This is a genomic window from Deltaproteobacteria bacterium (assembly GCA_016930875.1).
Lineage (GTDB): Bacteria > Desulfobacterota > Desulfobacteria > Desulfobacterales.
In genome coordinates, this window is the sequence record JAFGFW010000053.1 from 1 (window position 1) to 8,043 (window position 8,043).

Consider the following 8,043-nt stretch of genomic DNA (forward strand, 5'->3'; position numbering starts at 1 on the left):
GCCAAATTTGCTGATTTGATGACGGTAGTACAAGATCTAAAGACAGACGCAGAGAAATTCATGCATCAGATCACTTAATGGTATCTACATTTCTGATTTCAACGTCCCGATTGCCACTCTCTGCAATAACACCGCATTCCATAAAGAACATAGATTTCATCGTTTCTGCCACCGTAGGATCAGAAACCCAAGGACATAGATTTCATTTGTTGATTCTCACTCAAAGAACCAGTTTTCCAGCCACATTGTTCTGTCATGTATTGATATTGTGAGACTGCTATCGAACAGTTGTGACGCTCAAGCCCCACTGTAACCTGGAATGTCTATGCCCACCTTATGAAACCCACCAATCAGGAGGCTGCTTGCAGGCTTGAGAATATGGTTCTTGGTGAGAGTGGACACCAAAAACAAAACAGAAGCCAAAGAGGCTTCTGTAAGTGGTTGAAATTATGGTAGGCACGCGGGGATTTGAACCCCGGACTTCTACCGTGTCAGGGTAGCGCTCTCCCCCTGAGCTACGTGCCTGAAGCTGGTCTCTCGGTAACAACTATTGGCGATAGTGTCAAGAAAAATGGTAAGCGTTTTCCGTTCAAAGGTTCGCTGTTCCGGGTTACTAAACCCATGAACCCTGAACCCCGAACCGTGAACGACGTATCTCACTGAACTGAGTTTGATGGTTCTTCCTGGAGAATATTGAGTCCCCTGTATATGTACTGAAGACCGGAAACCGTTGTTATGGCGGCTGTAAACCAGAACAAGGGCTCTTGAATATGACCGATCTTTGGTGTTTGGAAGCCCACCAGCACGCAGCACACGGTTGCCAGTTGTGCCACTGTGGTCATTTTGCTCAGTAAGCTGGGTTTCGCTTCAAACCCCCGGTCCATGATATTCAACAGGGCCACTCCAAGCAGAATCAGCAAATCCCGCGACATTACGATTACTGTAAGCCAGCTTGGGAGCATGCCCTGAATGGCCAAGGTCACAAATGCTGTTGCCAGCAGCAGTTTGTCGGCTGCGGGGTCCAGGTAAGCTCCCAATGTGGTCTTTTGTCGAAAGACACGGGCCACAAATCCGTCCAGCCCGTCAGTGAGCGCCGCAACAGCAAAAACAACTAGAGCGCCTTCCAAAAGGTGTCTGATCAAGTAGATGGCAAAAAGCGGTGTCAGCAAGATCCTGATAAGGGTCAGGGCATTGGGAATGTTTACCGGAACAGATCGTTTCACCACTCAGATCTCGTCTCGTCCGGCCGTTGGGGCTCGTCCGGGACATTTTGTTTCGGTATCAATTCAAGTTTGATCTCGCTTTGACCAATCTCAAATATGTTCACTCCAAAGCCTTCAAAGTTTTTCAACATCAACTCGTCTGCCAGGGTGCGTGTGTTTCCCTGTATATCTACATCCATTTGGGCCTCGCCAGCCTTAATGGCACGCAGATAGACGTTTTTTACACCCGAAATCTCATTTCTGAGGGTCGTCCGGAACCTCACAAAATCGGCGTATTCCTTGATACCACTTACAACTAACTCAACCAGAACTGGCTGGCTTGCCTCTCTTCCCCAGTTTGCCGCGATCTGTCTGCTCAACTCTTCGGCCACGGCAGAAGCAGCAAGCGTAAGGGCTTCCGTGCCTGCAACCATTGCATTTGCATGAACAGCCGCCCCCGTGGCTTCACACGATCCGATGACCGTGCCGTTGTCAGTCCTGATGGCACGGATAGACAATGTCGCTTCAATAGACTTCATGTCTGTGCCTAATATGTTTCCGCTGAAACGGGCAAATGCCTTTCCAATAATAACCACCTCAACGTCCACCTGCTCTGCCAGCTTTATTGCGGCTTCGTCGCTGAGTTCGTACCCTTCGTAATCAGGGCCGAAGACGTTTTCCTGAGTAAGGAGTGTTCCTGGGCCGAGGATTACAAACCCTTTATGCCGCATGTAGGTTGAAAGCGTGTCTTCCGTGGCCAGTGGCAACCTTGTGAATGCATCTTGCCCCAGCGAGTATCGGGGTGAAACTTCGCCGACATTTTGCTCTGACAGCAAGATCAGGACGCTGGGCATTTCCTTGTGCGCAATAAGGATACCGATATTCTGCAGTTTGTCCTGAAGAGCGCTCATGAGTAGGGTGACCTTCACCACCACTCGATAATATTGGCTCGACTTGGATTCCGTGAGCACCTTATAATCGTGGATAAACTCTTCGGTCCGCGAATAGACCCGATCGTTCAACAGTTGAAAGTGACCAACCACGGATGCCGATGGTATCAAGTGCCCAACCCCCTGTTCCACAGCATTCCAAAGGCCACGTTCAATCGCCTCGTCCCTGGCCTTTGCTACATTGTCACGGTAGATTCTCCCTGTCCCGATTACTTCCATAGTTCCATCTTGTTCGGCCTGTTGGCTCCATGCCACAGCGCCAGGCCCACAGACATACCCGACAAAGAGCAAAACCATCACGAAACGCTGTTTCCTCAAGTGTGCCATTTTCTATTCCTCACTACTGATTGTCCATGAGGTGCAGGGCGCGCCTTGCTTCATGAACATAGGTCTTGTTGATTCTCAAAACCTTATTGAAGAGCTCACTTGCCCTCTTGAAGTTCGATACCTCCATGTACACCTTACCCATATAATAGTATGCCTCGGAGGAGTCGGGGAGAAGGGCCACGGCATCTTTGTATGCCGATTCAGATTCCTCAAGCCATTTTTCGCGGGCAGACTCTTTTCCAATCAAGCACAATCGAATAAGGCCCACACTGGCAAATACCCTTTCCTCATTAGTGGTTGCGACTTCTCTGGCCTTTTCAATCTCCTTTATCCCCTTTTTGCAATCACCCTTATAGCCCCAGACTAGCCCGGAGCCAACATAGGCCATTGAAAAGAACGGGTCGACCTCCTTTGTATATTCAAACTCACGCAGGGCATCACTGTATCTTCCCAACTGGAGAAGTTTCATGCCACTGCGGACATGATGTTGAGGCGTATCCAAGGCATTTTCGAGCGGCCCAAGCCTTGGGGCGCACCCATCCAAAGAGGCAATGGCAGCCAGCCAAACCCCTATTAAGGTAAGGGTTGTCATTTTAAGGTGAACTTTCATCTTGACCCGCCTCCTGTGTGGTTACTTTTTGATCTATGACTACCCTGCCCTAATCCAGGACGACTACGACCCTGCACTTTTTCAAGAACAAGAGGTTTTCAGAAGCGCTCAGGATCTCCAACGCATCTGCGTTGCTGATGACAAAATCGCACCTGCCAGGTCCGTGAGTCCTTAGCCCCTTTACCGTCAGTGGGTTGCCGGAGACTCTGGCGTTATTCTGGGCCGAATTCAGGTCCCTGTCATAGGCCGTCATCCCCTGCTGAACGGCAAATTCGCGGCTCACATAGGCTGATCCGTAGACCTCCTCGCCGCTCTCGCTTATTATCCTGGGGGACATAGCCGGCATGGCCTTAAGACCGCGGGCATCGAGAACAAGGCCGGTGTATACAATAGGTTCGGAGGATGGACTGTATGGCTCTGGTTCTTTATCAGACTCTTCTTTTACCGGCCTTCCCGTAATGCTCTTGATTGCCGGCACTTGTTTGATGCCTTCGGGGAGTGCGAGTTGGGCAAACCCACCAACCATCTTAAAGACCAGTGTTACCTCCTCCGTGCCATTGGATAAATACTCCCTTTTTACAATCTGCGCTTCCCTAACCATGCTTTTGAGCTGGACGAGTATCATGTCGCTCTTTGCAACCAGATCTTTGACGTGAGAAGACGAATCTATTCTCACGCCCTTTACGGTTTCGAAGAGATTGGAGTAGGTGTCCGCCTTTGCCATCTGTTCCGTTGATTGGCCCCGGGTCTTTTCATGAGCCTTTTCATGGGCTGAGCCGATCCCCTTGGCATAGATCGTTCCCAGCGACCAGTTGATGCACCCTTGGCCGCCCACCTTCTCTACGACCTCGTGCCTTTCGGCCGCAAAGCCAAACATGGTTGAGCCCAGGATCATAGCGGCAATGGCCGCAGCCAGGAATAAGTTTACTATTTTCATATCTTGCACCAGAAGAGCACTAGATTCGAGAACAAATTGCACCAACGTGATCAGCTCTTTATATACTCAGGGTCGTGGAATTTATCAATTGGAAAATCATGGCAGGGAGACTCAACGCCAAAAGGGGACCTTCAGGCAGTGAAAGACCCCTTTTGGCAGAGGAGATCGTACTGGGCCGTAGATCAGTTTTGAGGAGCAAACTTGTTGCCTGACCGGCATGCCTCCGATTGATGTTGCATGAAACAGGAAATCCGGTTGATGGCCTCAACATAAGCCTTGGCGCTCGCCTCCAGGATGTCCGTGCTGGAGCCCCGTCCCAGAGCGCGGAAGTCATCGCGAGAGACACGCACGGTGGCCACTCCCATAGCCTCCTTGGTCTCGGTAACGGCCTTGACCTGAAAGTCCTCCAGTTTGTGGAAAGCCCCGACGATCTTGTCAATGGCCTTAAAGATGGCGTCAATGGGTCCTCCGCCTTGAGAGCTGGCCTCCAAAATGACTTCCTCCCTCCTGAGCCTCACGGTGGCCTCAGGGGTCTTGCCGTTGCCCGTGCGTACTTTGTAGGATTCAAGGCTGTAAAGCCTGTTGTTTAGCAAGTGGGCAAAGATCACGTCCTGGATAATGATATCCACATCTTCATCATAGACCCGCTTCTTTTTGTCGGCTAGGGACAAGAAGCCCTCATACACGGCTTCAAACTCGTTCTCATTGAGATCATAGCCCATGCTTGATGTCTTATCCCTCAACGCATGTCTTCCAGACCTTGCCGTAAGGATCATGGCGTGCTTGGCGATCCCGAGGTCTTCCGGGCGTATGATCTCATAAGTCGCGCGGTCTTTCAGGATGCCGTCCTGATGGATGCCGGAAGAGTGGGCAAAGGCATTGGCTCCCACAATGGCCTTGTTGGCCTGAACGGTCATTCCCATGAGGCGGCTGACCAGGTTGCTGGTTCTCATGATCTCTCGCGTGTTCACCGACGTAGAAAAATTGAAATAGTCTTTGCGAGTCCTTATGGCCATTACGATCTCTTCCAAAGAAGCATTTCCCGCCCTTTCTCCGAGACCGTTAACAGTACACTCTACCTGTCTGGCCCCATTTTCCACGGCAGCCAGGGTGTTGGCTGTAGCCAGCCCTAAGTCATTGTGGCAGTGAACACTGAGCACGACCTCATCAATATTGGGAACCCTTTCTCTTAGAAAGACAATGAGCTTGCCAAACTGCTGAGGCACCGCATAGCCGACCGTATCGGGGATATTTACTACCGTGGCCCCGGCTGCGATTACCTGTTCGACTACTTTGGCGAGATAGTCCGGGTCCGTGCGTGAGGCGTCCTCAGTGGAGTACTCCACATCAGGACAAAGGGACTTGGCAAGTCTCAAGGCATCAAGTCCCCGCTCCAGGGCCTTGTCTCGATCAATGCCGAATTTTTTCTGGATATGAACATCAGAAGTCCCCAGAAAGACGTGAATACGGGGTGTTTCCGCCCTTTTTATTGCGTTCCAGGCTGTTTCGATGTCCTCGCGGACTGCCCGGGCAAGGGCTACAATGGTGGGGCCTTTTACTTTCTCGGCAATCCCTTTGACAGCGTCAAAGTCCCCGGGAGACGAGATAGGGAAGCCTGCCTCAATGGCGTCCACCTTCAATCTGGCAAGCTGTAAGGCGATTTCCAGCTTTTCTCTGGGATTCAGGCATGCCCCCGGAATCTGTTCGCCATCTCGCAGTGTAGTGTCAAAAATGAATACCTTTTCCATGCTCTCTTCCTCCTTGCCAGTTGGTTTGTACGACAAAAAAAGGCCACAGGCGGTGGCAGCTCCCTGTGGCCACAAAAAAAAGGCCGCAGGTTGTGCTGCCTGCGGCCTGTCGTTCCCTGGATTGTGCCCTAACTACCGCCGGCAGACTCCTCCCTAAGAAGCCCAAGAAGAAGCAACAGCTCAAGCGGTATTAAATGGACATAATTTGTTTTCATTAATATTAAATAAACCATGGTTATTCCCACATGTCAAGAAATTTCTCAGCACATTTTGCAAGGCCGTCAAACTTCTTGACTTAAAGCCACTTGGTTGTTATCAAGACGGCACCATGAAACTAGATGAACATGTCATAAGCAAGGCTATTATCCAGCGGTTTTCTGAAAAATGGCTCGACCATCTTCGTCTTGATGTGGCCATCGTAGGGGGCGGCCCCTCGGGATTGGTGGCAGCCTATCATCTCGCCATAAAGGGGCGGAAGGTGGCCCTTTTTGAGCGCAAGTTGAGCATCGGCGGCGGCATGTGGGGTGGCGGGATGATGTTTAATGAAATCGTGGTTCAAGAGGACGGCAAAGAGGTCCTTGATGAGCTAGGTATCTCCACGCTTCCCTTTCAGAGCGGATACTATACAGCAGACGCAGTGGAAGCCACAACAACTCTTGCTTCCAGGGCATGCCAGGCAGGCGCCAGGGTCTTCAACCTGATGAGTGTCGAAGACGTGATGATCCGTCAAACGGACAGCCCTGAATCGGTCAGGGTTGTTGGCCTGGTGGTTAACTGGACAGCAGTCGAAATGGCACAACTCCATGTTGACCCCTTGACAGTTGAAGCCCGCTATACCATTGATGCCACCGGCCACGCCACTGAATTGATGCATCTTATAGAGAGAAAATCAGGGGCAAAGCTGTTGACGAAAACCGGTAAGGTCGTGGGTGAAAAGTCACTTTGGGCTGATGTGGCAGAACAGTCCACGCTTGAAAATACGCGCGAGGCCTTTCCCGGTGTCTATGTGGCCGGCATGGCAGCCAATGCTACCTTTGGCTCCTACCGCATGGGTCCCATTTTCGGCGGGATGCTCCTTTCCGGTAAAAAAGCCGCTGAATTGATTATCGAGCGATTGGAGAATAACGGCTAAAAGCGACGGCCTCCCGGGCTACACGTTCAAAGGCTGTAGTCGAGTATGTCCGTGGAAGAAGATCAAGAAACCAAAAACGCGACATTTGAAATACAGGCCGACGTAAAGCTCCACGATACCGATGCGGCCGGGATACTCTTTTTCGCAAATTATTTCAGAATCGCCCACACCGCTTACGAGGCCTTCATGAAGTCCATCGGTTGCGGCCTCGATCATATCATCCGGAAGTCGAATTATCTGTTACCGATCGTCCACGCTGAAGCCGATTATAAGCACGGCCTTCATCTTGGAGACGAGTTTACCATCTCTTTGAAGGCGCAAATCGGGCAAACCTCTTTCACTTTGTCCTATTTATTTACGGATGCGCATGGCAACGTGGCTGCGAAACTCCGAACGGCACATGTGTCAGTGGACAAAAAAACCGGGGAAAAGATTCATTTGCCAGAAGAGATAAGAAAGGGGCTGGCTACGATTATTCCGATGCCTTTCTGATTTTCGATGGAGCTTGGTGTGTTGTGTTGGAAGTTTCGGCAAAGGGTAAGATGCTGTAATGACAAGGCATCTCCAATAGGGCATCCGTTTTCTGACTTGGGGCAGCACCAGAGATCTATACTGGAAACAGAGCATGAGCCTGGACAGCCTGTGGGAGGCGAGAGAGTCATAATCCGGCCGTTCGTTGTGGCACTGTTGATGTTGCAAAGAAATGTATGATCGAACGAGCCATGTTTTGAGCTACCGATAATAGCCCGACGTTTTTAGAATCCTTTTCTGGTTCCCAGATGGGACATGGTGTGTCATCTTATATTGAGTTTAACCTGCCAGCGTATAGTTTCTCTCCTTTGCCAGCTTTTCACTTCGAATTACTGATTCGCTGACAGCTGGAACCCAAATCTTTAGTTGATAAGGTATAATCCCAAATTATGCACGAAGGGTGCGTTGTGCCCTCATATTACTATGCGAGAGCTTTGCACAACAACTTTGAACGAACATTATGAGCTTTTTGGGGTACCCATCTCGGCAAACTGAACGGCCCACGTCAGTGGGCAAAGCCTAAACTGTTTGAGGCCCTTGGGCCGAGTTTTTAGGATTTAGTGAACGAGCCCATGGATGGGTCAAAAAGCTCATACGAACGAGTGA

The 8,043-nt window shown here is 50.5% G+C and carries 7 protein-coding genes and 1 tRNA gene; 2 read left to right on the forward strand and 6 right to left on the reverse strand.

Annotated features, from left to right (window positions below; all coding sequences use genetic code 11):
- Positions 1 to 450: 450 nt before the first annotated feature.
- The 6 genes from JW883_05515 to JW883_05540 form a co-directional block, all read right to left on the reverse strand.
- Positions 451 to 525, reverse strand: a tRNA-Val gene (locus JW883_05515).
- A 131-nt stretch (positions 526 to 656) separates the two neighbouring features.
- A complete protein-coding gene (locus tag JW883_05520) occupies positions 657 to 1,223 on the reverse strand; it encodes a CDP-alcohol phosphatidyltransferase family protein (protein ID MBN1841724.1) in 567 nt (188 codons plus the stop codon).
- Entirely contained in the window at positions 1,220 to 2,479 is a 1,260-nt protein-coding gene (locus JW883_05525; protein ID MBN1841725.1) for a hypothetical protein, read from the reverse strand. The genes JW883_05520 and JW883_05525 overlap by 4 nt, the downstream gene beginning before the upstream one ends.
- 13 nt (positions 2,480 to 2,492) lie before the next feature.
- Entirely contained in the window at positions 2,493 to 3,089 is a 597-nt protein-coding gene (locus tag JW883_05530; GenBank protein MBN1841726.1) for a tetratricopeptide repeat protein, read from the reverse strand.
- A gap of 49 nt (positions 3,090 to 3,138) precedes the next feature.
- Positions 3,139 to 4,026: a hypothetical protein gene (locus JW883_05535; GenBank protein ID MBN1841727.1), complete on the reverse strand. Its 888-nt coding sequence runs from the start codon at positions 4,024 to 4,026 to the stop codon at positions 3,139 to 3,141.
- Positions 4,027 to 4,208: 182 nt separating this feature from the next.
- Positions 4,209 to 5,774: a 2-isopropylmalate synthase gene (locus tag JW883_05540; GenBank protein MBN1841728.1), complete on the reverse strand. Its 1,566-nt coding sequence runs from the start codon at positions 5,772 to 5,774 to the stop codon at positions 4,209 to 4,211.
- 328 nt (positions 5,775 to 6,102) lie between these two features.
- Here JW883_05540 and JW883_05545 point away from each other — a divergent pair, with 328 nt between their 5' ends.
- Together JW883_05545 and JW883_05550 are read left to right on the forward strand one after the other, a co-directional pair.
- A complete protein-coding gene (locus JW883_05545; protein ID MBN1841729.1) occupies positions 6,103 to 6,906 on the forward strand; it encodes a thiazole biosynthesis protein in 804 nt (267 codons plus the stop codon).
- A 45-nt stretch (positions 6,907 to 6,951) separates the two neighbouring features.
- Positions 6,952 to 7,398, forward strand: coding sequence for an acyl-CoA thioesterase (locus JW883_05550; GenBank protein ID MBN1841730.1), 447 nt, complete (start codon positions 6,952 to 6,954; stop codon positions 7,396 to 7,398).
- Positions 7,399 to 8,043: the final 645 nt, after the last annotated feature.

Bases quoted from the DNA above. Each gene is read 5' to 3' on its own strand.
- JW883_05545 (MBN1841729.1), top strand. From the start codon at position 6,103: ATGAAACTAGATGAACATGTCATAAGCAAGGCTATTATCCAGCGGTTT.
- JW883_05525 (MBN1841725.1), bottom strand. From the start codon at position 2,479: ATGGCACACTTGAGGAAACAGCGTTTCGTGATGGTTTTGCTCTTTGTC.
- JW883_05530 (MBN1841726.1), bottom strand. From the start codon at position 3,089: ATGAAAGTTCACCTTAAAATGACAACCCTTACCTTAATAGGGGTTTGG.
- JW883_05550 (MBN1841730.1), top strand. From the start codon at position 6,952: ATGTCCGTGGAAGAAGATCAAGAAACCAAAAACGCGACATTTGAAATA.
- JW883_05535 (MBN1841727.1), bottom strand. From the start codon at position 4,026: ATGAAAATAGTAAACTTATTCCTGGCTGCGGCCATTGCCGCTATGATC.
- JW883_05540 (MBN1841728.1), bottom strand. From the start codon at position 5,774: ATGGAAAAGGTATTCATTTTTGACACTACACTGCGAGATGGCGAACAG.